We start from the raw sequence: 24,505 nt of genomic DNA, 5'->3' as shown, positions 1-24,505 counted from the left end.
GAGTACCGCCATGACCACCGGAACACGCCGCACGGCCCTCAAAGGCTTTCTGGCCGGAGCCTCGGCCATAGGCATGTCGATGACGCAGGCTGGTGCGCAAACCGCCACTGCTCCCGCCAAGCCTACAGGCCCAATCCCAAAAGACTGGATCGACCCCAGGACCGGCCATCGCATTATCCGGATCTCGGACGAACCCGGCGCTCTGGGCATGTACTTTTACCGCCATGTCTACACGCCGCAGGGCGACATCATGGTCATTAAATCCCCGACCGGGATTCAGACGGTTGACCTCAAGACCTGGAAAGTGACGCCGCTGGTGACCGGCGCAGGGAATGACCTGCTGTTCGCCGCCCGTAAATCGCGAGATATCTATTACGCAGTTACCGATCCGGGTGAGGCCCTGCCCGCCGACCGGCCCAAGACCATCTTTGCCATCAATGTCGACACGAAAAAGAAGCGTCAGGTCGCCCGCATCCCGGCCGGTCAGATCAGCGCCATGAACGCCGACGACACCGTTTTGCTCGGCACGGTCGCTTACGGTGCCAAACCCTTGCAGCCCAAGGACAAGGACAGCCTTGAAAAGTTCGGTCAGGCGGAATATGCGGCATTAGGCCCTGACGGCAAGCCGCTCAACTTCGCCAAGGCCAAAGGCGTGCGGATGCTGGAGCGCTGGGCGTCGCGCGTGCCCGCCGAACTGTTCACCATCGACATTAAAACCGGCAAACGCACGGTCATCTACAGCACCGAAGAATGGATCGGCCACGTCCAGTTTTCACCGACCGATCTGAACCTGATCCGGTTTTGCATGGAAGGGCCATGGCACCGGGTTGATCGCATCAAGCTGATCAATGCCGATGGCACGAACCTGCGCTCAGTCCACACCCGCACCATGAATATGGAAATCTGGGGCCATGAGTTCTTTAGCCACGACGGCAAGTGGCTGTGGTTTGACCTGCAAACGCCGCGCGGTCAGGTCTTTTGGGTGGCAGGGCTGGAATTGGCGACCGGCAAGCGCGTCTGGAAGCGGGTCGAACAAAACGACTGGGGCGTGCACTTCAACGTCGCTCATGACGGGGTGACCTTTGCCAGCGACGGCGGCGATTTGGATATGGTCGCCCACGCGCCGGACGGCAAATGGTTATCGCTGCTGAAGGCCGACTCCATCGTCGATGCTGATCTACCGTCCTATGACGACGACCTGATCACCATTGAAAAGTTCACCTCCACCCGTCTGGTCGATATGTCAGCCCATGACTACCGGCTGGAGCCAAATCTGCGCTTCACGCCCGACGATAAATGGATCGTGTTCTGCTCCAATATGCACGGTGACAACCACGTCTATGCGGTCGAGGTCAAACCGACCCGCGCGCCTGTGAAGGGTTAAGTGTAACGTGTTTCATAAGACCTATTACGCGACCCACCCTGACCAACTGGCGACCGCCGATACCAAGGCCCTGCGTGATCGATATCTGATCACCGATCTGTTTGCGACCGATGACATCCGGCTCAACTATGTCCATCAGGAACGGCTCGTCATCGGCGGGGCAGCCCCCGTCAGCACGGCGGTGGCATTGCCAAGACTGACCGAACCGCCCTCGGCGGCGGGCACCTCGCTGCTGGATCGGCGGGAAATGGGTGTGGTCAATGTCGGTTCAGGCGCGGGTATTGTGCGGGTCGACGGCGTGGCCTTTGCGCTTGCGCCGCTCGATGCGCTCTATATCGGCAGTGGCAGCGGTGACGTGTCATTTGAAAGCGACAGCCCGGACAAACCGGCGCGCTTTTATCTGGCGTCCACCCCGTCGCATCAGCCCTACCCGACCGTGCGCATTGCCTTAAAGGACAGTCAGCCCCTGGAGCGCGGTAGCCTTGACACCTCCAATGAACGCACCATCCATCAGTTGATCGTACCGCGCGTCTGTCGATCGGCGCAACTTCTGCTCGGCCTGACCCTGCTTAAGCCCGGCAGCGTCTGGAACACCATGCCGCCGCACCTGCATGACCGCCGCTCAGAAGCCTATTTTTACTTTGATATGGGCGTCAATGACCGGGTGTTTCACTTTATGGGACAGCCCGACAATACCCGCCACCTGATCGCCGCCAACGAGCAGGCGGTCATCTGCCCGCCGTGGTCGATCCATTGCGGGGCGGGCACATCCAACTACGCCTTCATCTGGGCGATGGGCGGGGAAAACCTCGACTACGGCGATTTCAACGAACTGGATCTTTGTCAGTTGGCTTAAGAGGGGGCCAGTTGGCCTGACGACCCGCCTGTTTTAGTCCCCTTAACCGACCTGTTTTCACGTTTACGGCGCGAAGCTTCATTCCACTTCGCGCATTGATTCATGCCCGATTGGAATTCGCCCCCTTTGAAAAACGGCATATGATCCTCGCATAACAAGATAGCAGGGATGCCAAATACGCATCGAACACCCTGCTCTACAGGTAAGGAAAGCCATATGTTGAAATCAGGGAATGGGGTGGCCCGTCACGGCCTCCTGCGGAGTGTATCGCTTATCGGGCTGCTGCTGGCCAGTGCCGCGCCGGTCATGGCGCAAGACGCCGCGCCCGCCGCAGACGACGTTACCGAAGTCGTCGTCACCGGCTTTCGTGGTTCGCTGCAAAGCGCCATCCGCGCCAAGCGTTTCGAAAGTGGCGTGGTCGATTCCATCAAGGCCGAAGACATCGCTGACTTCCCCGACCTGAACCTGGCGGAATCGCTGCAACGCATTCCGGGGGTTGCCATCACCCGCGCCAATGGCGAGGGTCGCCAGATTTCGGTGCGGGGCTTAGGGTCTGAATACACCCGTGTGCGCGTCAACGGTATGGAAGCCATCGCCACCACCGGCGGCACGGTCAATTCCGGCGGCACGAACCGCACCCGCGGCTTTGACTTTAACATGTTTGCGTCGGAACTGTTCAACTCCCTGACCGTGCGCAAAACCGCCTCTGCCGATGTCGAAGAAGGCTCACTGGGGGCCACAGTCGATCTGCAAACCGCCCGCCCGTTCGACTATAAGGACGATCAGTTCGTCGTGTCGGCTCAGGCTAGCTACAATGATCTGGCCCGTGACGTGCAACCGCGCGTGACCATGATGGGCAGCCGCCGCTGGGCCGATGGCCGGCTGGGCGCGCTATTCTCAGTGGCCTACGAAAAACGCCATATCCTTGAAGAAGGCGCCAATATCACCCGCTGGAGCGCGGGCGGAGCGAACGGCGGCTTCAACACCCAGTCGACCGTTGCAGGCTATACCATCGCCGAAATTAATAACACCAGCGCCACCACCGGCATCTTCCACCCGCGCCTGCCGTCCTATGTCAGCTACGATATCAATACCGAGCGTCTGGGCCTGACCGGATCGTTCCAGATGCGCCCGTCCGATGACACACTGGTCACGTTTGATGTGCTCTATTCCGATGTGAAAACCACGCGCGGCGAGCATCAGCTTCAGGCCATCGGCCTGAGCCGCAGCGGCGTGGGTAAGCCGCAAACCATTATCCGCAGCGGCACCGTCGAAGGCCGCAATCTGGTTCAGGCCACGATGGACAATGTCGATCTGCGCACGCAGACGGCTTGGGATGAGATGGAGACCGAGTTCACCCAGTACACTCTCACCCTGACCCACACTTTCAGCGATCGTCTGCGCGGCGGGTTCATCGCCGGTCATTCGCAGTCGGAGTTTTCCAACCCCATCTCGACCATCATCACTTTTGATCGCGCCAATACGCAGGGCTATAGCTACGACTTCCGCTCACGTATGCCCGCGATCAACCTCAATTTCGACGCCACCGACCCGGCCAACTGGGCGATGACCAATGGTACGTCCGAAGTGCGTATCCGCCCGAACTTCGTCACCAACGCCTTTGCCAATGCCAAGGCCTATCTGGAATATGATTTCAGCGACAATCTGACGCTTAAGGGCGGCCTCGACTACCGCAAGTTCACCTTTGACTCGCGCGGCTATTACCGCACCTCTGAGACCCGCACCGATACGCTGTCGGCCCCCGATCTGGCGGCGGTATCGGAAGTGTTCTCAGGCTTTGGGCGCAATCTGGATCAGCCGTCGGGCAATGCCACGGCATGGCTGGCCCCCGATCTGAATAAGTTTGCCGATACGTACGATATCTATTGCAATTGCGGCATCTACGCCCTGACCGGCACGGCCAATTCCTCGGCCCGTGGTCAGTGGATCAATGTCCGCGAAACCAATAGCGGGGCCTATCTGCAGGCGGATTTCAAATTCGAAGCCCTTGGCCTGCCCTGGCGCGGTGATGCGGGTGTGCGTCACGTCAAGACCGATCAGTGGTCATCGGGCTTTGCCTCGACAGGATCGGGTGCCAACCTGAAGATCGAGCGGGTCGAAGCGGAGCGCAGCTATGACATGACCCTGCCGTCGGGCAATCTGGCGACCGACCTGACCGATGATGTTGTGTTCCGCGTCAGTGCCGCCGAAACCATTGCGCGGCCGTCGATTGCCGGTCTGACACCGGGCGGCGACGTCTCCATTCAGGGTTCTAACTTCTCCTATTCGCGCGGCAATCCTGAGATCAAACCGACCAAGTCGAAAAACCTCGACTTGTCGCTGGAATGGTATCCGGCCCCCAATTCGCTCTATGCCGCCGGTCTGTTCTACAAAAAGATCGACACCTTCGTGCAGACCGTGGTTGAGCGCATCCCGTTTGATCAACTGGGCCTGCCGCTGTCGCTGCTGACGCCGACCAATACGTCACCGACGGAAATCTTCAATGTCAGCCAGCCGTTCAACAGCCCCGGCGGCGAACTGAAAGGGTTCGAGATCAATGCCCAGCAGCAACTCGACTTCCTGCCCGGTTTCTGGGCCAATTTCGGGGTTCTGGCCAACTACACCTATGTCGATTCCAGCATCGATTACCTGACCTCGACCTCAGCCAATGCTGCCGTTGTGAACCAGACCCTGATTGGCCTGTCCAAGAATGCCGCCAACTTCACCCTTTACTATGAGACCGAAAAATTCTCGGTGCGCGGATCGGCCGCCTATCGTGAAGGCTACCTGACCGCCGTCCCGGCCCCCGACGGCAACAGCGTCGCCGGCACCAATGAAACCCTGAACTTCGACATGCAGGCGTCATATAGCGTGACGCCGAAGTTGAAGCTCAGCCTAGAGGGCATCAACCTGACCGATGAATTCAACGATCAGTATGTTGATGCCTCAAACCGTCTGAATGTCCGTAGCCATACGGGCCGTCAGGTCTTCCTCAGTGCGCGTTACAGCTTCTAGTTCTCTTCCCCCATCTCCGGGCGTCTCCCCGTAGGCCCGGCGAAACTTAGGCGCGGTGACAGATCAAAGGTCATCGCGCCCTTTTCTTTTTTTAAGGTCATGTCCGCCGTGTCCATAGCCTTGTCAGCGCCCTCCCGCCTTGTTAGCGTTGTCCCAAATAAAACAGTGCAGGGAAACATGTTCGAGCTTAGCCAGATACGATGTTTCGTCACCGCCGCTGAGGAACTGCATTTCGGGCGGGCTGCAGCCCGCCTCAACATGACCCAGCCCCCCTTAAGCCGCCAGATTCAGGTTCTGGAGCGTATCTTGGGCGTGCCGCTGTTTGAGCGCACCAGCCGCAGCGTCAAGCTTACCCCCGCCGGGAGGGTGTTCCTCCCCGAAGCGCGCCGCATCGTCTGGCTGGCCGAAAGTGCCACCCTTGCCGCCCGTAAGGTGGCGCAGGGCGACGCCGGCCGGATTGGTATCGGTTTTACCGCCGTCTCCGGCTACAGCTTCCTGCCGCAGATCGTGGCGCAGGCACGCGCGCGCTTGCCGAACATTGAGCTTGATCTGCGTGAAATGGTCTCAAGCCAGCAGGTCGAGGCTTTGCAAACCGGCCTGATCGATATCGGTTTCCTGCGTCAGCCGCTGGAGCGCAATGAGTTTGAGTCTGAGCGCGTCGTGTCCGAAGGTCTGGTGGCGGCGCTACCGACCGGCGATCCGCGCCTGACCGAGCCGGAACTGACGCTCAAAGCCTTTGATGGCTCGCCGCTGATTATGTATTCGCGCGAGGGCGCCAGCTATTTCCACAACATGCTGCTGTCGCTGTTTGCCGAAGCGAACGTCACGCCCGACTACGTGCAGCAGGTTACCCAGATCCATTCCATGCTGGGCCTGGTGCGGGCAGGACTGGGGATTGCCATCGTCCCGCGCACGGCCATGAGCCTGCAATTTTCCGACGTCCATTACCGCGATATTGCGACCACCCCCGCCACGCCGGTTGAGCTTTATATGGTCTGGCGGCGCGGCAACAGCAATCCGGCCCTGACGCCGGTGCGGAACCTGTGCGCCGAAGTCGCGCCCAAAACGGTTTAAGTCTATACCTCCCTGGCTATGCCGGGGAGGTATAATAGGATATCACACCCGATCCCACGGATGGGATAGCGTCGGCGCATTGACATGGCGGCGCATATCGAACCTGATGACGGCACCGCTGCCGGGGGCCAGCTCCAACGTGACCTGATTGGCCTCTATAGCGGTTTTCGTGCCCCCTAAATCCATAGAGACAAACTGATGCTCGCCATAACCACCGGCCTGTATGGTGACCGTCCTTGCCCGAAACGGATGGGTGTTGACCAGCGTCACCGTCGTTGAGGTATCAGTCAGTTCGCTGACCAGTGCCGCCACATCTTCGGGGATACCGGCCCTGCGTTTGACCGGATCGAAATAGCGCAAACGGGCATAGAGCAGCGCCCCACCCTGCGGCGGGGAGGTCTTTGACCAGGTTGGCCGCGCAATATGGATCGCCCCGCACATCAGGTGCAGCAGGGGCGTCACCGTCGCCGGATTGAACTTCAAAAGCGCATCGGCCAGACGGGTCTCTTTGGTGGTCGTGTCTTTGGCCAGAGTGTCCATTTTTTTGCGCACGGTCTCCAGCGTGTCGCGCAAAGCGGTAACCGGATAACCGGCATTTTGGCCGCTAAGATATTGCACCCACGGGTGATTGGTGTCGGCGCGCGCGTAATCGCTTTGGCGCATCGACATGTACCAGATGTCCAGCCCATTGGTGCGGTACGGGCCGGGCTTATAGCTATAGGGGCCGCACCTGCCGAACATGGTCGGGATCACCGCCACGCCGCCTTCGGTTTTGCCCTGCGCATTGATGGCATCGGTTTGATCACGCCAAACCTGAAGATACTTGTCATCACCGGTCAGCAAGTAGGCGTTCAAAAAGGCCACGATGGCCCGCGGCACCCGGTTGCGGTCTTCGCGCTGACCCGACACCGGATCGACCGGCGAAAACCCCCAGCCATAGACGTTGCCGTACCATGCTTTTTCCGGCCCGCCGATGCGCCCTTTCAGGTCAACATAGCTGGGGAAGATGTTGTTGTTACGCTTAGCGCGCTCGATCCACGCATCCAGATAGGTCGTGATCCAGTCGCGATATTTGCGCTCACCCGAAATCATATAGGCATTCATGACCAGACTGGTCGCCTGAAGGTTCAGGGGGCTGTCGCCCACCACGTCGGTATACTCAACATAGTGATCCAGCGTTTCCTGATAGGTCGTCTCGCCGTGCTCCATGAAAAAGCCGGTCGGGTCAAACGGATCACCGGCCCAGTCCAGCGCCGTGGCTTTGCGCAGCAGCGGGCCCTTCGAGCCATTGATCATCGACCGCATCAGCTTACGGCGCGGATCATAGTTGGGGGCGGTCTTGTACTCACCGGTATAAAAGCCGGAAAACCGGCGGGCGCGATCCTGAAAGGCCGGATCGTGCGGCGCTGACAACCCCATCAGGTTAAACACCGACAGCCCTTCCGACAGGTGCTGCCAGTCGTTCATGACCGGAAATTCGCGGTGGTACATGCCGTCGCGCGCTATCTCGGTCTCAACGGTTTTCAGCCCGGAATACTGCTTGAGATGACCTTCCCAGGCCTTGGAATATAGCTCTAGCACCCGGTCAGACCCACCCAGCGCATGAAGGTGCGGCCAGTCATTGCAGTTTTCGATGGCATCGTCCGGCCCATCATTGGCGCCCCAGCGTTCAAAACACTGGAAATAGCCGCGTTCATCGAAATAACGGTTGTAGAAGACTTCGACCGCCTCGCTCTGAACCCTTAGCGCCTCACGTTGCAGCAGCGCCCACTCCGGCGGGGTCATGGGCGTAGTGATGCTGTGGGCCGTGGCACGGGTAACAGGCAAGGTTGTGAAGGCAGCGGCGGCTGTGGCCCCCAGCAGGAAATGACGACGATTCATACGCACTCCAGCCCTCACGACATCTTCAAACGTTCGATCTTACCCGTAATCAGTCCGAATGCCACCATGGTGACGAGGCAGTGCAGACCGACATAGATCAAGGCGCCATCAAACGATCCGGTCGCGGCGACGATATAGCCGATGACGATCGGGGTGACGATGCCTGCCGTATTGCCGAACATGTTAAACACGCCGCCTGCCAGACCGATATATTCGCGCGGGGCGACATCCGACACCACCGCCCAGCCGAGCGACGCCACGCCCTTACCAAAGAACGCCACCGCCATCAGGGTGATGATCAGCCATTCCTGATCGACATAGGCGCAGGCGATGATGGATAAGGCCAGCGTCATGCCAATAAAGATCGGGGTCTTACGCGATGCACTGACATTGCCGGATTTTTTGAGCAGATAGTCCGACAGGAACCCGCCGACCAGCCCGCCGATAAAGCCGCACAGGGCCGGTGCTGCCGCCGCAAAACCCGCCTGCATGATGTTCAGGCCGCGCTCTTTGACGAGGTAGATCGGAAACCACGTCACGAAGAAATAGGTCAGCACATTAATGCAATATTGCGCCAGATAGATCCCCAGCAGCATCCGGTTGGTCAAAAGCACCTTAAGGCGCGCGAAGCTGAACCCCGCCTTGTCCCCTTTCGCCTTGGCCTCCATAGTCACGGCGCCGCCGTCCTTCATGATCGCCAGTTCACCGGCATTGACCATCGGGTGCTTTTCCGGGCTCTGCACGAATTTGGCAAAGGCGAAAGCGGCCACCAGACCGAGCGCGCCCATGACATAAAACACGGACCGCCACCCAAAATCATGCACCAGCCATGACATCAAGGGCGCAAAAGCCACCAGAGCGAAATACTGCGCCGAGTTAAAGATGGCCGACGCTGTGCCGCGCTCAGACGCCGGAAACCACGCCGCCACGATGCGGGCATTGCCGGGAAAGGACGGCGCTTCGGCAAGCCCCACCAGAAACCGCAACACAAACAAAGAGCCGATGATCGACAATCCGCCGATTAAGCCCACAAAGCCCTGAAAGGCCGTGAATATTGACCACAGCGCGATGGCTCCGACATAGACCCGCTTGACGCCGAACCGATCCAGCAAAGCGCCGCCGGGGATTTGGGCGGCCACATAGGCCCAGCCGAACGCCGACAAAATAAAGCCCATATCGACCGGCGACAGCCCCAGCGCCTCAGACGCCGATGCCCCCGCAATCGAAAAGGTCGATCGGTCGGCATAGTTGATGGTGGTGATAATAAACAAAAACGCAATCAGCCAGTAACGGACATGGGTGGGTTTTGTGGTCGCCGCATTCGCCGCTACGGACGGATCGCGGGTGATATCCTGTGACATGTTTCGCTCGCTGTATTCATACCGCCCGTGTATCGCTGAGGGCGATCCGGGCACTTTATTGATGACAGTAAGACACAGTTTTCACGACTTGGGGAGATTTTGATGGCGTCATTCATTGCGTTCGGCGCATTGATCAATACCGCCTTTGGCTTGGACGATCACACGCCGCACCAGTAGCGTTGAGGTGGCCGGGTAATGCGCCAGACGGAAATGTCCTGTGCCCGCATCACCCCAATAAATTTAGTAAACACGGAGACCCGTAATGGCAGGCATCAGCCCCAAGGAAATGGCACAGACAATCGGAACCGGACTTTTGTCCTTTCCTGTCACGCATTTCGATAGCGATAACAAATTCGACGAAGCGCCCTACCGCGATCATTGCGCCTGGATGCTGGAAAAGCCGCTGGCCGGATTGTTTGCCGCCGGCGGCACCGGTGAGTTCTTTTCCCTCAGCCTGACCGAAGTGCGCAATGTCGTGGCCGCTGCCGTTGATGAAGCCAAGGGCAAGGTGCCGGTCGTGGCCGGTTGCGGCTATGGTACGCAGATCGCCGTTGAACTGGCGCAATCGGCTGAACAAAGCGGCGCGGACGGTATTTTGCTGCTGCCGCCCTATCTGATCAGCGGCAAGCAGGATGGCTTTGAAGCCCACATTGATGCGGTCTGTAAATCCACCAAACTCGGCGTCATCGTTTATAACCGCGACAACGGCATCATCGAAGACGAGGCCCTGGCGCGGCTTTGTGACCGCAACCCGAACCTGGTTGGCTACAAAGACGGTGTTGGCGACATTGAGCTGATGACGCGCATCTATACCCGCATGGGCGACCGCCTGACCTATATCGGCGGCCTGCCGACGGCGGAAACCTTTGCAGCACCTTATCTCAAGCTGGGCGTCACCACCTATTCGTCAGCCATTTTCAACTTCCTACCCGACTGGGCACTGGGCTTTTATAACGCCGTGCGCGCCGAAGATCAGGCGGCGGTTCTGGCGGGTCTGCGTGATTTCGTCATGCCCTACATTGCCCTGCGCAATAAGGGCAAGGGCTATGCCGTCTCCATCGTCAAGGCGGGCATGACCGCCATTGGCCGCCCCGCCGGGCCGGTACGCACCCCCTTAAGCGACCTGAATGAGGCCGAAATGGCCGAACTAACCGCCCTGATTGCCAAGGTTCAGCCCTCAGCCTTAAAAAGCGCCGCCTGATGCAACTGCTGCGCCGCCACCTTATCGGGGGCGCGGTCGCTCTCGGTGCGGCCATATCTTCCGGACAGGTGCAATCGGCGTCCCCTACCCTGCCGATTGTCCCTACCCGGTTCGGAAAGGTGCGTGGCCGCACCGAGCGCAACATTCATGTCTTCAAAGGCATACGATATGGGGCCGACACAGCCTCCTATCGCTTTCAGCCGCCCCGCCCGCCGCAGCCGTGGACAGGCGTTCGCGATGCCTTTGACTATGGCCCGGCCTGCCCCCAACGCAGCGCCAAAGGTGCGGTCAGCGAAGATTGCCTGTTCCTCAATATCTGGACACCGGCCCTGAACGATGGCGCAAAGCGTCCGGTTCTGGTCTATCTGCACGGCGGGGCTCATGCCTCCGGCGATGGGTCGTCCCCGCTTTATGACGGTGTTAATCTGGCTACACGCGGCGATGTGGTGGTCATTACGCTTAACCATCGCCTCAATGTGTTTGGCTACGGCTATTTCGCGCGCTTAGGGGCCGCGGTCGGGGATGATAATTTCGACTATTCCGGCAATGTTGGCCACCTTGATATCATTCAGGCGCTCACATGGGTGCGTGATAATATCGCTGAATTTGGCGGCGATCCGTCGAACGTGACCCTGTTCGGGCAATCGGGCGGCGGCGGTAAGATCGTAGGCCTCATGGCCATGCGCGCCGCCGATGGCCTGTACCGTCAGTGCCTGACCATGAGCGGGCAGCATGTCACTGCGTCGGCCCCGCTCAATGCCACCCGCCGTGCCGAGGCCTATCTGAAAACGCTTAATCTGACGCCGGATCAGGTGTCGCAGCTAAAAACCCTGCCCGTTGATGCGCTGGTCAAAGCCCTCGATACGCCCGATCCGATTGTGGCGCGCGATAAGGTGCTGTTTGCCGCCACGCTCGATTTCAAGACCCTGTATCGCCATCCGTTTTACCCCGACGCGCCAGAGGAAACCGCGCAGGTGCCGCTGATCATCGGCAATACCCGGCATGAAACGGCCGCCTTCATGCGCGATGCCATGATCGCCAACGACACGACCTGGGAGACCCTGCCGGAGCGTCTAGGGAAGGAAATGCTGGTCGATATGTCGCCGGAATATGTCATCGCCCATTACCGGCAATGGTATCCGCACATGACCCCGACCGAGGTATTGCGCGCCGCCGCCACCGCCGGCCGAAGCTGGCGACCGCACCTCATTCAGGCCGAAGCCCGCGGTGCCAAACTAACCCCGACCTGGATGTATCAGCTTGATTTCGCCTCGCCCCTGCATGGCGGCAGACTGGGGGCCTATCATGGCTATGATATCGGGCTGATCTTCGACAATATCTATGTCCCGGAAGCCAATGTCGGCACCACGCCTGAGCAGATCGCGGCGGCCCAGAATGTGGCCGATATCTTGAGCACCCTGCTCATTCAGTTCGCTCGCACCGGCGATCCGCAAAACGTCCTGATCCCCGACTGGCCGCATTATGAACTGACCCAACGCGCCACCCTGATCGTCGATCAAACACCGCGCATCGACAACGACCCGCGCGCCCAGGAACGGCGGCTGTTTGCCACCGTCCCCTATATAAAACCGGGCACATAACAGTATAAAATTACTTCGTCCGTTCAGCCAGCGGATAGGAAATAATCAGCGTCAGCGGCTCTGTGCCAACCTGTTTGATGCCGACATTGGCACCCGTGTAGAGATAAGCCGCCATACCTGCGGTCAGGGTTTTCGTCTCCCCGTCCGAGGTGACCTCACCGGTGCCGGACAGCACATAATAGACTTCATCGTGATTGATCGGATGCAGGCCGATGGCTGAGCCGACATGCAGGATGCGCTTACGGAACTCCATGCTGCGCTTAGGGGCCTGATCGCTGATGCGATATGAGGTGCTAAGGCCGATCTTACCGTGCGGATTGGGCTCGACCTTTTCGATTTTCGCCTCATCGACGATCACCATGGGCGGCAATTCGCCCGCCTGAGCCACACTTGCGGCCAGCAGGCCCAGACATGCCAAAATGATACGATTGCGCATGAAATTTCTCCCTGTTGTGACCCCCACTATAGGAGATTTATCGCCCAAAAACCGATACGGTTCCAGCATGGATTCATTCGGATTTGTTATGAAACCGTCAGAAATCGCCGCACCCGGTCGTGCACACTTACAAAAGCGTCTTCCGCCCCCGCCACGACGCGCAGCTCCTCATCAGGCGTCAGGTCGACGCTATCGAGTGCGGCGGTAAAGGTGCGCCAATGCAGCCCCCGGCCTTCATCCGCCGGGGCCAGATGGCGTGCACCAAATTCCGCGTTAAGGTCAAGCTTCGCCGCGAATTTAAGCAGAAAAGCCGCCCCCAGACTGGAGCCTTCGGCGACATATAACCACCCCAAGGCTGTCGGCACATCAACGGCATCTCCGGCCACAAATCGTGCGGGGCTGACCTCAAGGCCTTGGATATCTACCACCCCAAGATCCGTCAGATCCTGGGTCACGACCTCAAACCGCCGCCGTCCGGCCAGATCCGGCAACAGGCTGTCCAGTTCCGCCGCCTGATAAAGGGCCGCAATATCACGGTGAAACAGATACTGAACCTTCAGGAATTTCGCATAGTTACCCCGGCTGGCAAACGGATCACCGGCCATGACTGACTTATCCAGCCGATCGTGCGTGCCGGTCGTCATCGCTTTCAGGCGTTTCGCGCGGCTATCGTGCGTCGGGATTTGGTTCATGTCTGCGCTCCGTTCTACAGCGAGTTTAAACGGATGAGCGCCGCGCGGCAACACATTTGCGAATAATTCTCAAATTAACAACATGCCAATTCAAAACCCAAAAAGATCGGCTTCCGGGTCCTGCCCGCCAGTCAGGGTTGTCGTCAAAAGTTCCGCGCCTAAACGGCTGAAAGTTATACCATTTCCACCGTAGGCCATGATGGCAAAGACATTGGCCTTAGCCGGCACCGCGCCGATGGTCGGCAAGCCCGTGGTCGAGGCCCCGAATGAGCCGCACCAGGCAAAATCAGCCTTGGTGTCAAGCTGCGGGAACATATCCTTGAGCTTGGCCTCCAGCCGCGCGACCTTATCCGTCAGCATAGAATCGCGCTTGTCTTCGTCCTCAAATTCCTCATCCTCACCGCCGCAGATGACCCGGCCATCCGCCGTGCAGCGCATATAGAGATAAGGATCGGACGCCTCCCAGATCAGGCATTTCTGCGGCCACAACTTATCCGGCTGCGGACGGGTCGCTATGGCATAGGTCGAATTGAGGCTATGGCGGCGGGTGCGTATATCTTTCGGCATCTCATAGCCGCTGGCATAGATAACATAGCGGGCACGGATCACTGGCCCTTCAGCGGTTATGACATCGGCGCCGTCGCGGTGGGTCTCCACCCGCTCAGCGGTCACAGGCGCAAAGACCTGCGCGCCATGCTCAATGGCCTTGAGCAGGAACCCACCGGCCAGTTTGACCGGGTTGACCGACAGATTGTCATAGGCCTTAAGAGCGGCTATCCGGCGGATATCGTGATCGTTTTTCAACATATCGCGCGTGAGATAATCGGTATAAAGCCCGATTTCATTTCGGTTTTTGGCCTCCAGCTTAAGACCATCGGCATCGAGCACATTACCCGCCAGAAACAGCGAACAAACCGGCTTTACGTCGCATTTCAGGCCCAGTGAGGTTATGCGCGCATGAAGGCTCTCCAACGCCAGTTTGGATCGCCGCCACGCCCGCATGGCCTTATCGCGCCCGATTTGGCCCGACAGCACGGTCAGCGGCGTGTCGATCTCATACTGCAACAGGGCGGTAGAGGCTGAGGTTGCCCCTTTCAACGGCCCGCGCCGATCAATCAGAATGACCTTGAAACCGGCGGCACTTAAGGATTCCGCCGCCATAGCGCCGGTAATCCCGGCCCCTATGATGACGATATCGGTGCGCTGATCTTTGGTCAGCTTTGACGTGAGAATACGCGGCACGGGCTGGGACAGCCATAACGGATTGCCGGTGCGCAGGTCTTTGGATTTTGTAAGCATGGGCTAAGACTAGGGCCCGCCGTATAAAAATGACATTCCGACTGACTTTTTACGTGAACTAGGCGCACCCTCCTGACGCAACCCACATCCGGAGGCCAAAATGGCTTTGCGACCCTATTGGAGCGGCAATCTGCGTATGTCGCTGGTGACCTTGCCGGTCAGTATCTATTCGGCGCTCAATCGCTCACGTACCATTGCCATGCACGAAATCTACCGTAAGACCGGTCAGCGCATCCGCCACCAGAACGTCACTGATGATGGCACCGAGGTGGAACGCGACGACATCATCAAGGGCTATGAGGTCGAAAAGGGTGAATATGTCCTGATCGAACCGGATGAAATCAAAGACCTGAAAATCCCGTCGTCGCGCACGCTCGATATCGTACAGTTTGCCGACGCGGCTGACATTGACGACATCTATTTCGACAGCCCCTATTTCGTCGCCCCGCAAAAATCCGCCGACGAAGATACCTTTGCCGTGATCCGCGACGCCCTGCGCCAGACCAAGAAGGTCGGTCTGGGCCAGTTGGCAATCGGCGGGCGCGAACGTCTGTGTTCGGTCAAGCCGTGCGGCAGCGGGTTGTTGTTGCACACCCTACGCTATGAAGATGAACTGCGCGAATCGGACCCGTATTTTGAGGATATCGACGCCACCGCCTCGACCGAAGAACTGGATCTGGCCAAGGAACTGATCCGCCGCAAGACCGCCGATTTCGATGCGGGTAAGTTCAAGGACCATTACCGGCAGGCCTTACAGGAGCTAATCGACTCCAAAAACGAAAACCGCGAACCCACGGCGGTCGAGGAAGACCGTCCCGCCGCCAAGGTCATCAACCTGATGGATGCTCTGCGCAAAAGTTTGCAGGATAAGGAGGGTGAGAAACCGGCAGCGAAACCTAAAGCCAAGACGACGGCAAAAACCAAATCCGCCACCGCCAAAACTTCCACCAAAGCGCCCCGTAAAAAGGCCAGCTAAATGGCCGATGCTCTCGAACGGTATAACCAGAAGCGCGATTTCACCAAAACCGCCGAACCGGAAGGTAAGCTGGGTGACGGCAGCGGCTTTCGCTATCTGATCCAGAAACACGCGGCCACGCGGCTGCACTATGATTTCCGGCTGGAACTGGACGGGGTTTTAAAATCGTGGGCGGTGACGCGCGGCCCCAGCCTCAACCCTGATGACAAACGCCTGGCGGTCGAAACCGAGGATCACCCCGTCTCTTACGGCAGTTTTGAGGGCATCATCCCCAAGGGCCAGTACGGTGGCGGCACGGTGATGATGTGGGACGAAGGCACGTGGGCGCCGCTGGAAGACCCGCATAAGGGCTTAAAAGACGGTAATCTTAAGTTCCGCCTGCATGGGCAGCGCCTGACCGGCGACTGGGCGTTGGTGCGCATGAAGCCCCGCCCCCAAGATAAAGGAAGGTCAAACTGGCTGCTGATCAAGCATAGGGATGAGGTATCGACCACCGACGATGCGGAAAGCTGGCTGGAGACCCTCGCCACCTCCATCGTCAGTGGCCGGTCGATGGACGACATCGCCGCCGCCGGCAACAACGTCTGGAACTCGCATCCCAAAGTTTCTGTGGCGAAAGACGCCTCTGCTAAAGCTGCCAAAGCCGGTAAGTTGACATTTATCCCGCCCGAACTGGCGACTTTGGCCGTCAGCATCCCGCAAGGGGCCAATTGGGTGCATGAACTCAAGTTCGATGGCTACCGCACGCAAGCATTGATCGAGAATGGCACCGCGCGTTTGCTCACCCGCACCGGCCTTGACTGGACGGCGAAATTTGCGCCTCTGCCAGAGATTTTGGGCGGCCTGCCGGTCAAATCGGCCATTCTCGATGGTGAAATCGTCGCGGTTGACGTCAATGACCGCATCAATTTCAAAAGCTTACAGGCGACCTTAAGCGGCGAAGCGGACGCGCCCCTGCAATACTACGTCTTTGACTGCCTGCATCTGGACGGCGAAGACCTGCGCCCCCTGCCTCTGCTGGAGCGGAAAGAGCGGCTGGAGGCCCTGCTGACAAAAGCCGGAACCGACCGTGTTATTTATTCGGAGCATTTCACCAAAAAGGGCGACAGCTTTCATCGCCATGTCTGCGATATGGACATGGAAGGGCTGATCTCCAAACGTGCCGATGCCCCCTATCGCTCCGGCCGCGGTAAGTCCTGGCTGAAGATCAAGTGCCATAAGCGTCAGGAATTTGTCATCGGCGGCTTCACCCTGCCCGCCAAGGGCCGACGCGGTATCGGCGCGCTGCTGGTTGGCTATTATGACGATGGCCGCCTGATCTATGCGGGCAAGGTGGGCACCGGCTTTACGGTCGACAGTTCGATGGCTTTGCGTAAGCGGCTGGAGACGTTGGCGGCGGATGACAACCCGTTTGAAGACGTGCCCGCTCTCGCCCGGCGCGGGGCGACGTGGGTCACACCGAAACTGGTGGCCGAAGTGCAATTTGGCGAATGGACCAGCGATGGCCGCTTGCGCCACCCGTCGTTTCAGGGCCTGCGTGATGATAAACCGGCGAAGGATGTCAGCCGCGACTATGCCATCAAAACCGCCAAGGCCGAAACCGAAGCCGAACAGGAGGTCAAGGTGGCCCCCAAAACCAAACCAACTGCTCCGCGCAAGTCCTCAAAAGATGCCGAGGTCGGCGGCGTGCGCATCTCTCACCCCGACCGCATCGTCTATCCCGGCACCGACATCACCAAGGCCGATATCGCAGAATATTACCTCAGCGTCGCCAACCATATCCTGCCCCATATTGCCGGGCGGCCGATATCAATGATTCGCTGCCCCGAAGGCATAGGCGGCGACTGCTTTTTCCAGCGCCACATGGGTCTGGCCAAGATGGCCAACGTCAAGGACAGCGGCATCAAGGTCAAGGGCCGGCGCGAATCCTACATCATGATCGAAGACGCCAAGGGTCTGATCAGCCTCATCCAGTGGGGCGTGATCGAAATCCACCCGTGGGGCTGCATGGCCGCCGATCCAGACCGGCCTGACCGGATGATTTTCGACCTTGACCCCGATCCAGACGCTAAATGGCAGGATGTCATCGAAGGCGCCGTAGACGTGCGCGACCGCATGGCCGAATTTGGTCTTGAAAGCTTCTTAAAAACCACCGGTGGTAAGGGCGTGCATGTCACCGTGCCGATCACGCCCGACCATGACTGGGACGCCATCAAGGCCTTTACCCGCGCCGTGGCTCAGTCGATGGAACACGATAACCCCAAGCGCTATATCGCCACCGCGTCCAAGGCGGCACGTAAGGGTAAGGTCTTCATCGACTATCTGCGCAACGACCATACCGCCACCGCCATTGCCCCCTTTGCGGTGCGGGCCCGCGACGGGGCGACCGTGGCCACACCGATTGCCTGGGATGAGCTGACCCCCAAACTCTTGCCCGCAGACTTCACGATAAGCACCGTGCCTAAGCGGCTCAAAACCCTCAAAACCGATCCGTGGGCGGATGTGTTCAAGGTCAAACAATCCCTGTCCGGCCAAATACTAACCGCACTCGGCATTTAGGCGTAATGATCGAATAGGCTGGCCAATATGGACTTGTAATATAACTGTCACCCAAGCCGTCTATTCAGCAGGCATGGCCACAGGATTACCCGAACATTTCTGGGTGCCGCAGGAGCGCGGCCGTCTCATGCAGTTTGTCGCGGGCAAGGTGCGCGATGAGGCTGTGCGCGAAGATGTGGTGCAGGAAACCCTGACCCGCCTGATCAGCTACAGCCGCCGTCATGCCGTTGAAAACCTGACCGCCCTGGCCCGCACCATTGCCACCAATCTGATCAATGACCATTTTCGGGCCGCCAAATCGCGCCCTACCGAAGAAATCGACACTGACCTTGCCTGTGATCAACCCTTGCCGGAGCAGATCCTGATGCATCGCCAGAGACTGGATGTTTTCACCGACGCCTTAAAAGGCATGCCGCCGCTCAGGCGCGAAGTGCTGATCCGACGGCGTGTCCGGGGTGAGACCTGTGAAGAGATCGGTAAGGCCCTGAACCTTAGTCCTGATGCAGTCGAAAAACATATCTCACGGGCCCTGCGCCAACTGCACGACCATCTCGAAAAAGCCGAAAAGAAGCGCGTAAAATATGACTCCTGAGACGGCGGATATCACAGACACCATTTGGGACGCCGCCGCCGGATTTGTTGATCGCCACCTGCACGACACAGATTTCACGACCGCCGCTTTCGATGAGTGGATCACGCGCGATCCCCGCCACCGGATCGCCTATGACACCCTCATGGGTGTGGCGCGTGATGCGGCGCTGAACGATGCGCTGGCGGCCTTTGATAGCCCGCCTGCCGTCAATATAGCTACCGTGAAGGCGACGCGGCGCAAGGTCATGACCTATGGCATTATGGCCGCGGCTGCGGTCGCGGTCGCCGCCTTCGTGCTGCCGCCGGTCGTGTATGATCAGATCACGCCGCTCAGCGTCTATGAAACCGAGGCCGGACAGCCGCGCGAGGTCCGCTTAAGCGATGGCACCGCCTTGCACATCAATGGCGCCAGCCGCGTGGAAGCGCGCATAACGCCCTTTCGCCGCCATGTGCGCCTAAGCCAGGGTGAGGCCTATTTTGCCGTGGCCAAAGACGCCGACCGGCCCTTTACGGTGGCGCTCGATGGCGGCGATGTCCGGGTCTTAGGCACCCAGTTTAACCTAAGCTATATGCCGGGCGGCGTTGAACTGAACGTCTATGAAGGCAAGGTCAGGCTCAAAGGTAGCGACCGCAAGTTTGGCCTGTTCACCCGTGGCATGCGGGCGCGCCTGACCGACGGGGCGATCACGCCGCTGCCCGCGTTTGACCCGGACGGCGGTGACTGGCGCGCCGGCTGGATCGAGCCCGATAACTGGAGCTTAGAGCGGGTCGCGCAGGAATTTACCCGCCGCTCCGGCACCCCCATCCGCTTTGAAAACGACGCCCTGAAAGATAAGCGCATTATCGGCCGTTTGCGTCTGGATGATCCGCAAAGCCAGTTGGAGACGCTTGCGGTCGTGCACGGCTTTGAGGTCGCCCGCGAAAACGGACAAATAATTATACGTTGAAATACATTAGCTTAGGCATGTCATGAATAATTCACGAAATGACCTGTCGGGTAAATCGGTCTCTCATCCGTCCCTTTAACCGTAAGACGCTCGTCACTGGGGCTGAGCATATCTATTCATGGGGATCTGGTTTTGACCTTTAATTTTCATCGCATTCTGTGCCTGTCAGCATCGCTGGCCGCGCTCAATCTGGGGGCGGGCATGGTCGCCGCCACCGCGCAGGCTCAGACCGTTGCCAACCGCGTCGTCACGGTTGATATTAAGGCCGGTGATCTGAACACCGCTCTGGTGCAGTTGTCGCGCACATCGGGCGTGCAGGTCGTCGCTGATCCGGCGCTTCTGGCAGGTAAGACCACTCGCGGCGTCAAGGGCAATATCAGTGTTGATCAGGCTCTGGGCAGCCTGCTGTCCGGGCAGAACCTGAGCTATAGCCTCAAGGGCGATACGGTTATCGTTAAGGCGGGCGTCACGAAAGCTACCACCCAAACCGTCACCCCGGTTATGGCCGCAGCCTCTGCCCCGCAAGCCGATACCACGCCCCCCGAAGCTATCGAAGAAGTCGTCGTCACCGGCTTCAGAAGCTCTCTGGCCAAGTCGCTCAATGAGAAACGCAAGGCCGTCAACGTCATCGACGTCATCAATGCCGAAGATATCGGTAAGTTCCCGTCCAACAACATTGCCGAAGCGCTTCAGCGCGTGCCGGGCATCTCCATCACCCGCGACCGCGGCGAAGGTCTGTTCGTGCGGGTGCGCGGCCTCGGCCCCAACTTCCAGAACGTGACCATCGATGGCCGCAGCGCCGCCGTGAACGAAAATGTGCGCGATTCCGGCCAGTCGGGCCGTCAGTTCCGCTTTGACACCATGGCGTCCGAACTGGTTTCCGGCGTCGAAGTCATCAAGTCGCCGCTGGCCTCGCTTGACGAAGGCGCTATCGGTGGCACGATCAATATCCGCACCTTCAAGCCGCTTGATTTCAAAAAACCGACGACCTCGGTCAGCCTGACCACCACCTATGTTGAACTGGCCGATAAGGTTGATCCCAAGGCGTCAGCCCTCATTAGCTGGAACAACGAAGACCGCACGTTCGGGGCGTTGGTTTCGGCCAATTACGGCATCCGCTCCCTGCGCTCGGACCGCATCACCGGCGTAAGCTGGACCGCCAATAAGATCGATGTGACCGGCGATGGCGTCACCGACACCAACTTCACCCCGTCCGCCGTGCGCCCCACGCTGGAGCGCGAGCGTCGTGAACGCTGGGGTCTGACCGCCGCCCTGCAATGGCGCCCGACCGAAAACACCGAAATCGCCCTGACCAGCTTTTACACCTATCTCGATAACTTCTATGACGAGCTGACCTATTCGGCCGATTTCGTTTTGTCGTCGCTGGTACCAGGCAGCGCCAAGGTTGAAAATGGCGCACTCGTGGGCGGGCGCACCACCTCGACCAGCACCCAGATCGGCCGTGAGATCGATTACCTGACCCACGACAACATGCTGACCGACCTGACCATCAAGCATCGTCTGGGCGAATGGGATCTGTCGGGTAGCGTCTATGTGGCGCGCGCCTATTCCAATACCGATAAGCCAATCACCCGCACCCGCGTCCTGGGCAATTCCGGCGCGTTAGAGTTCTACATCCCGCAGGTCGGTGACGGCGTCCCCAGCCTTGATTTCCTGACCCGCGACCTCAACGATCCGATCCTGCCGTTCCGCCGCACAGAGTGGCGCATCAACGACTCGACCGACGAAGAAGATGCTGTCCAGTTCGACGCCAAACGCGACCTGAGCTGGGGCGTAGTCAGCCAGATTTCCGGTGGCGTCAAATTCCGTGACCGTTCGCGTGAATATAACCGCCGCGATATCAACTTCACCCGCAATAGGTCGGGTCAGACCATCGGCGGCAACAATACCCTGTTCGGGCGTGAGTTCTATGATGGCTTCCCCGAAGGCGACTTCCTGAGCGAAGTGTCCGGCACCCTGCCCCAGACCTGGCTGTTGCCGAACCGCGATGCCTTTTTAGCCATCCTGGATACCTCAGCGATCGCAAATTCAGCGCCCGCCCGCGGTGATCTGAGAAACTCATACTATGTGGCCGAAAAGATTAAGGCGGCCTATGTCGCCGCCAATATCGACACCACCGTGTTTGCCCGCAGTCTGCGCGGGGAAGTCGGTGTGCGCTACGCCGAAACCGACCAGACCTCGCAAGGCCATGCCGATACCGGCTCCGCTGCCGTGCCGGTCAGCTTTGACAAGACCTATAAGGACACCCTACCGAGCGCCAACTTTGTCTATGAACTGCGTGACGACGTTCAGGTTCACGTCGCCGCCGCCAAGGTCATCACGCGTCCGTCTCTGGCTGACCTGTCGCCGCGTCTGACGCTCAATTCGTCTGGCACGGTCTTCACTGCCGTCGGCGGCAACCCGCTGCTCGATCCGTTTGAGGCCAATCAGTTCGACCTGACCGCCGAATGGTACTTTGCGCCGGGCTCAGCCCTGATCGGTGGCGTGTTCTATAAGGACATCACCACCTTTGTGTATAACCAGAACACCACCATTGCTATCGACGGTCAGAACTACCTGCTGACCGCGCCGGTCAATGGCGGCGAAGCCTGGGTCAAGGGCTTTGAGCTGGCCTGGCAGCAGAACTTTAAGTTCCTGCCCGCCCCGTTCGATGGTCTGGGCGCGCTGGCCAACTATACCTGGACAGATTCGGAGGCGACCTATTCGGCCACCCTCAAGGACAAGATGCAGAATGTCGCTGAGAACAGCTACAACATCACCGTCTTTTATGAAAAGGATAAGCTGGGCGCGCGCCTTAGCTATTCGTGGGTCGATGATGTGCTGGCTTCGGTCGGCACCGGCGGTTTGACCAACCTGAACGACAAGGCCTATGGCTCACTCGACGGCAATATCAGCTACAAGATCGATGACCGCTACAGCATCGTGGCCGAAGCCCAGAACCTGACCAACGAAGCCCAGTGGCAGTTCGCCCAGAACGGCCAGTTCGGCGGCTATACCTATAATGGCCGCACCGTTTCCATCGGGGTACGGGCGAAGTTTTAAATTTCGCCGCTTATCGCGATGACCTACCCGCCCGGTTCTCAAACGCCGGGCGGGATTTCGCTTATTTAAAAGGATCAATGATGAAAGCCGCCCTGTGTCTCGCCACTGCCCTCATAACCACACCGGTATGGGCGCAACCGGCCTCCCCGGCTCTGGACGCCGCTTTGGCGCGCACGCCCAATACGGGGGGAGCCAAAAACATCATCCTGTTTATCGGTGACGGCATGGGCATAAATTCGGTCACCGCCGGACGCATCATGGCCGGACAGGCGCGCGGGCAAGACGGCGCGTCCTATCGGCTGACCTTTGAGACCCTGCCCTATTCGGCCTTCTCCAAAACCTATTCGGCGGATAAGTTTGTCACAGACTCGGCCAATGGTATCTCCGCCATCACGACCGGCGTCAAGACCATCAATGGCGCGATCGGCGTTGACGCCACCGTCGCCTCAAAGGCCTGCGCGCCCATAGCCTCCCGCATCCCGACCATAGCCGAACAGGCCAAGCGCATGGGCAAAGCCGCAGGCGTCGTGACCACATCAGGCGTGACCGATGCCACACCGGCCGGTGCCTATGGCCATACGTCGACCCGCGGCTGGCGCTCAGACTCTGAACTGCCCGCCGACGCCGCCAAGGCCGGTTGCATCGATCTGGCCCGTCAACTGGTCGAAGCCCCTGACGCCATACGCATGAATGTGGTGCTGGGCGGCGATCTCGCGCGCTTTCAGACGACAGCCACAGGCGGCAGACGCATTGACAAAGACCTGACCCGCATCTGGGCCGCGCAATCAAAAGCGCAGGTGGTCACCAGCAAAACCGCTTTGACCGCGGTCGATCCAAAAACCACGTCAAAGCTGCTTGGCCTGTTTGCCGAGGGCGACCTGCCGTCGGTGGTGGATCATAAAAACCAGACCGAAGTCCCCAGTCTGGCCGACATGACCTCCAAAGCCATTGAGGTGTTGTCCCAAGACCCTGACGGCTTTTTCCTGCTGGTGGAATCGGCCGCGATCGACAAATGGCACCACCAGAACAACGCTTACCGGGCGCTTACCGATGTCGATGAACTGGATAAGGCCGTGCAGGTCGCCCTTGCCAAGACCAATGCCAAAGACACCCTGATCATCGTCACAGCGGATCACAGCCATGGCCTGACCCAGTCGGCGGGGTCTACGCGCGAAGAACCGATCATGGGCCTTGCCCGCAATCGCGGTGTCAATGAACCGGATAAAAACGGCAAAGGCCGCACGGTGCTGAGCTATGCGTCGGGCCCATCTGCGCTGGAGCCGCACGATCATGATCTGACGCAGGATGAGGTTTTAAGACCAGACTTCAAACAACCGACCCTAGTGCCGTTATCGAGCGCCCAGCATACCGGCGAAGATGTACCAGTCTACGCTTCCGGCCCACAGGCGTACCTGATTTCCGGCACAGTGGAATCGACCTTCCTGTATGAGGTCATGAACTACGCCATATCCCTGAAATAGCTGATAAATGCACGCTGCGTGTCAAATCGACTTGGGGGCATCGCCTTTTTTAAGATGGCGGTGATGCCCCCAATCGTGCCCCCAAACA

17 protein-coding genes are annotated in these 24,505 nt (G+C 59.1%); 12 read left to right on the top strand and 5 right to left on the bottom strand.

Annotated elements, in window-relative coordinates; all coding sequences use genetic code 11:
• Positions 1-10: 10 nt before the first annotated feature.
• The 4 genes from IE102_RS10660 (at position 11) to IE102_RS10645 (ending at position 6,329) form a co-directional block, all read left to right on the top strand.
• A complete protein-coding gene (locus IE102_RS10660; protein ID WP_189486464.1) occupies positions 11-1,384 on the top strand; it encodes an oligogalacturonate lyase family protein in 1,374 nt (457 codons plus the stop codon).
• A 7-nt stretch (positions 1,385-1,391) separates the two neighbouring features.
• Positions 1,392-2,240, top strand: a complete 849-nt coding sequence (gene kduI, locus IE102_RS10655; protein ID WP_189486463.1) for a 5-dehydro-4-deoxy-D-glucuronate isomerase — start codon at positions 1,392-1,394, stop codon at positions 2,238-2,240.
• 216 nt (positions 2,241-2,456) lie between these two features.
• The gene (locus IE102_RS10650; RefSeq protein WP_189486462.1) at positions 2,457-5,255 is read left to right on the top strand and encodes a TonB-dependent receptor; all 2,799 of its coding nucleotides are present in this window, start codon (positions 2,457-2,459) and stop codon (positions 5,253-5,255) included.
• 177 nt (positions 5,256-5,432) lie between these two features.
• Positions 5,433-6,329: a LysR family transcriptional regulator gene (locus IE102_RS10645; protein WP_189486461.1), complete on the top strand. Its 897-nt coding sequence runs from the start codon at positions 5,433-5,435 to the stop codon at positions 6,327-6,329.
• Between the two features lie 42 nt (positions 6,330-6,371).
• Here IE102_RS10645 and IE102_RS10640 read toward each other — a convergent pair whose 3' ends face one another.
• Positions 6,372-8,210: a DUF8034 domain-containing protein gene (locus IE102_RS10640; protein ID WP_189486460.1), complete on the bottom strand. Its 1,839-nt coding sequence runs from the start codon at positions 8,208-8,210 to the stop codon at positions 6,372-6,374.
• A 14-nt stretch (positions 8,211-8,224) separates the two neighbouring features.
• Complete coding sequence (locus IE102_RS10635; protein ID WP_189486459.1) at positions 8,225-9,571, bottom strand: MFS transporter; 1,347 nt, start codon at positions 9,569-9,571, stop codon at positions 8,225-8,227.
• 262 nt (positions 9,572-9,833) lie between these two features.
• Here IE102_RS10635 and kdgD point away from each other — a divergent pair, with 262 nt between their 5' ends.
• A complete protein-coding gene (kdgD, locus tag IE102_RS10630; RefSeq protein ID WP_189486458.1) occupies positions 9,834-10,772 on the top strand; it encodes a 5-dehydro-4-deoxyglucarate dehydratase in 939 nt (312 codons plus the stop codon).
• Positions 10,772-12,373, top strand: coding sequence for a carboxylesterase/lipase family protein (locus tag IE102_RS10625; protein WP_189486457.1), 1,602 nt, complete (start codon positions 10,772-10,774; stop codon positions 12,371-12,373). Before kdgD ends, IE102_RS10625 begins: the two co-directional genes overlap by 1 nt.
• 10 nt (positions 12,374-12,383) lie before the next feature.
• On the opposite strand, the gene IE102_RS10620 is transcribed toward IE102_RS10625, so the two are convergent.
• From IE102_RS10620 to IE102_RS10610, 3 genes are all read right to left on the bottom strand, one after another.
• A complete protein-coding gene (locus tag IE102_RS10620; RefSeq protein ID WP_229807701.1) occupies positions 12,384-12,809 on the bottom strand; it encodes a cupin domain-containing protein in 426 nt (141 codons plus the stop codon).
• 86 nt (positions 12,810-12,895) lie between these two features.
• The gene (locus IE102_RS10615; RefSeq protein WP_189486456.1) at positions 12,896-13,501 is read right to left on the bottom strand and encodes a biliverdin-producing heme oxygenase; all 606 of its coding nucleotides are present in this window, start codon (positions 13,499-13,501) and stop codon (positions 12,896-12,898) included.
• A gap of 90 nt (positions 13,502-13,591) precedes the next feature.
• The gene (locus IE102_RS10610; protein WP_189486455.1) at positions 13,592-14,800 is read right to left on the bottom strand and encodes an NAD(P)/FAD-dependent oxidoreductase; all 1,209 of its coding nucleotides are present in this window, start codon (positions 14,798-14,800) and stop codon (positions 13,592-13,594) included.
• Positions 14,801-14,900: 100 nt separating this feature from the next.
• Here IE102_RS10610 and ku point away from each other — a divergent pair, with 100 nt between their 5' ends.
• The 6 genes from ku (at position 14,901) to IE102_RS10580 (ending at position 24,417) form a co-directional block, all read left to right on the top strand.
• Positions 14,901-15,776, top strand: coding sequence for a non-homologous end joining protein Ku (gene ku, locus IE102_RS10605; protein ID WP_189486454.1), 876 nt, complete (start codon positions 14,901-14,903; stop codon positions 15,774-15,776).
• On the top strand, positions 15,777-18,335 hold the full coding sequence (gene ligD, locus IE102_RS10600; protein ID WP_189486453.1) for a DNA ligase D: 2,559 nt from the start codon (positions 15,777-15,779) through the stop codon (positions 18,333-18,335).
• Between the two features lie 73 nt (positions 18,336-18,408).
• On the top strand, positions 18,409-18,927 hold the full coding sequence (locus IE102_RS10595) for an RNA polymerase sigma factor (protein ID WP_189486452.1): 519 nt from the start codon (positions 18,409-18,411) through the stop codon (positions 18,925-18,927).
• The gene (locus IE102_RS10590; RefSeq protein ID WP_189486451.1) at positions 18,917-19,873 is read left to right on the top strand and encodes a FecR family protein; all 957 of its coding nucleotides are present in this window, start codon (positions 18,917-18,919) and stop codon (positions 19,871-19,873) included. The genes IE102_RS10595 and IE102_RS10590 overlap by 11 nt, the downstream gene beginning before the upstream one ends.
• 132 nt (positions 19,874-20,005) lie before the next feature.
• Complete coding sequence (locus tag IE102_RS10585; protein WP_229807700.1) at positions 20,006-22,936, top strand: TonB-dependent receptor; 2,931 nt, start codon at positions 20,006-20,008, stop codon at positions 22,934-22,936.
• A 77-nt stretch (positions 22,937-23,013) separates the two neighbouring features.
• Complete coding sequence (locus tag IE102_RS10580; RefSeq protein ID WP_229807699.1) at positions 23,014-24,417, top strand: alkaline phosphatase; 1,404 nt, start codon at positions 23,014-23,016, stop codon at positions 24,415-24,417.
• Positions 24,418-24,505: the final 88 nt, after the last annotated feature.

It is taken from the genome of Asticcacaulis endophyticus (genome assembly GCF_014652575.1).
Classification (GTDB): domain Bacteria; phylum Pseudomonadota; class Alphaproteobacteria; order Caulobacterales; family Caulobacteraceae; genus Asticcacaulis; species Asticcacaulis endophyticus.
This window is presented reverse-complemented; position numbering and strand designations above follow the sequence as displayed.

Excerpts from the sequence above, each read along its gene's own strand:
- IE102_RS10660 (WP_189486464.1), top strand. The coding sequence starts at position 11 with ATGACCACCGGAACACGCCGCACGGCCCTCAAAGGCTTTCTGGCCGGA.
- IE102_RS10650 (WP_189486462.1), top strand. The coding sequence starts at position 2,457 with ATGTTGAAATCAGGGAATGGGGTGGCCCGTCACGGCCTCCTGCGGAGT.
- IE102_RS10645 (WP_189486461.1), top strand. The coding sequence starts at position 5,433 with ATGTTCGAGCTTAGCCAGATACGATGTTTCGTCACCGCCGCTGAGGAA.
- IE102_RS10640 (WP_189486460.1), bottom strand. The coding sequence starts at position 8,210 with ATGAATCGTCGTCATTTCCTGCTGGGGGCCACAGCCGCCGCTGCCTTC.
- IE102_RS10635 (WP_189486459.1), bottom strand. The coding sequence starts at position 9,571 with ATGTCACAGGATATCACCCGCGATCCGTCCGTAGCGGCGAATGCGGCG.
- kdgD (WP_189486458.1), top strand. The coding sequence starts at position 9,834 with ATGGCAGGCATCAGCCCCAAGGAAATGGCACAGACAATCGGAACCGGA.
- IE102_RS10625 (WP_189486457.1), top strand. The coding sequence starts at position 10,772 with ATGCAACTGCTGCGCCGCCACCTTATCGGGGGCGCGGTCGCTCTCGGT.
- IE102_RS10620 (WP_229807701.1), bottom strand. The coding sequence starts at position 12,809 with ATGCGCAATCGTATCATTTTGGCATGTCTGGGCCTGCTGGCCGCAAGT.
- IE102_RS10615 (WP_189486456.1), bottom strand. The coding sequence starts at position 13,501 with ATGAACCAAATCCCGACGCACGATAGCCGCGCGAAACGCCTGAAAGCG.
- IE102_RS10610 (WP_189486455.1), bottom strand. The coding sequence starts at position 14,800 with ATGCTTACAAAATCCAAAGACCTGCGCACCGGCAATCCGTTATGGCTG.
- ku (WP_189486454.1), top strand. The coding sequence starts at position 14,901 with ATGGCTTTGCGACCCTATTGGAGCGGCAATCTGCGTATGTCGCTGGTG.
- ligD (WP_189486453.1), top strand. The coding sequence starts at position 15,777 with ATGGCCGATGCTCTCGAACGGTATAACCAGAAGCGCGATTTCACCAAA.
- IE102_RS10595 (WP_189486452.1), top strand. The coding sequence starts at position 18,409 with ATGGCCACAGGATTACCCGAACATTTCTGGGTGCCGCAGGAGCGCGGC.
- IE102_RS10590 (WP_189486451.1), top strand. The coding sequence starts at position 18,917 with ATGACTCCTGAGACGGCGGATATCACAGACACCATTTGGGACGCCGCC.
- IE102_RS10580 (WP_229807699.1), top strand. The coding sequence starts at position 23,014 with ATGATGAAAGCCGCCCTGTGTCTCGCCACTGCCCTCATAACCACACCG.